This window comes from Mycobacterium sp. E2462, assembly GCF_001672685.1.
In the GTDB taxonomy this organism is placed as follows: Bacteria; Actinomycetota; Actinomycetes; order Mycobacteriales; family Mycobacteriaceae; genus Mycobacterium.
Genome location: NZ_LZKC01000299.1, coordinates 1 through 726 on the forward strand (window position 1 = coordinate 1; position 726 = coordinate 726).

Sequence of the window (726 nt, forward strand, 5' to 3'; positions counted from 1 at the left end):
CGCGCAGCCCCGCCCAGATGGAGCGGGCCGTCAAGGGCCTGGTCGACGGCCGCTTCCAGTGGGTCGTGTTCACCTCCACCAACGCGGTGCGCGCGGTGTGGGAGAAGTTCGGCGAGTTCGGGTTGGACGCGCGGGCGTTCTCGGGGGTGAAGATCGCCTGCGTGGGCGAGTCGACCGCGGACCGGGTTCGTGCCTTCGGGATCAGCCCCGAGCTGGTGCCCGCGGGCGAGCAGTCCTCGCTGGGCCTGCTCGACGACTTCCCGGACTACGACAGCATTTTCGACCCGGTCAACCGGGTACTGCTGCCGCGGGCCGACATCGCCACCGAGACGCTGGCCGAGGGGCTGCGCGAACGCGGCTGGGAGATCGAGGACGTCACCGCCTACCGGACGGTGCGGGCCGCCCCGCCGCCGGCCGAGACGCGCGAGATGATCAAGACGGGCGGGTTCGACGCCGTCTGCTTCACCTCCAGCTCGACCGTGCGCAATCTCGTCGGCATCGCCGGCAAGCCGCACGCGCGGACGATCATCGCCTGCATCGGCCCGAAAACCGCCGAGACGGCAGCCGAATTCGGTCTGCGGGTCGACGTTCAGCCCGAGACAGCCGCGGTCGGACCGTTGGTCGACGCCCTGGCCGAACACGCGGCGCGGTTGCGCGCCGAGGGTGCGCTGCCGCCGCCGCGCAAGAAGAGCCGCAGGCGTTAGCGAGACGATGAGCGTCGGCGGC

At 71.5% G+C, this 726-nt stretch carries 1 protein-coding gene; it reads left to right on the forward strand.

The features are described 5' to 3' along the window. A partial coding sequence (locus A5714_RS15080; RefSeq protein ID WP_197513723.1) for a uroporphyrinogen-III synthase occupies window positions 1-704 on the forward strand: 704 nt, incomplete at its 5' end. Window positions 705-726 lie beyond the last annotated feature (22 nt).